A 251-nucleotide genomic window follows, 5' to 3' on the forward strand; every position below is an offset into this window, starting at 1 on the left:
CTATGCCGTGTGATTGGTTTCCATCGCAGTGGTTTCTACGCATGGCTCAAGCAGCCCTTAAGTCAGCGTGCGATTGAAGACAAAAGGCTGTCAGGCTTGATTAAACAGTCGTGGCTTGAAAGTGGGACTTCTTATGGGTATCGCAACATTACCAAAGATTTGAGAGATTGGGGCGAAGTCTGTGGCAAACACCGAGTATATCGAATTATGAAAATTGAAGGTATCCGCTCACAACGCGGCTACAAGAGACA

1 protein-coding gene is annotated in these 251 nt (G+C 46.6%); it reads left to right on the forward strand.

All coding sequences use genetic code 11. The features are described from left to right. A partial coding sequence (locus tag MTBPR1_RS17875) for an IS3 family transposase (RefSeq protein ID WP_131813978.1) occupies positions 1 to 251 on the forward strand: 251 nt, incomplete at both ends.

This window comes from Candidatus Terasakiella magnetica, from assembly GCF_900093605.1.
GTDB classification, from domain to species: domain Bacteria; phylum Pseudomonadota; class Alphaproteobacteria; order Rhodospirillales; family Terasakiellaceae; genus Terasakiella; species Terasakiella magnetica.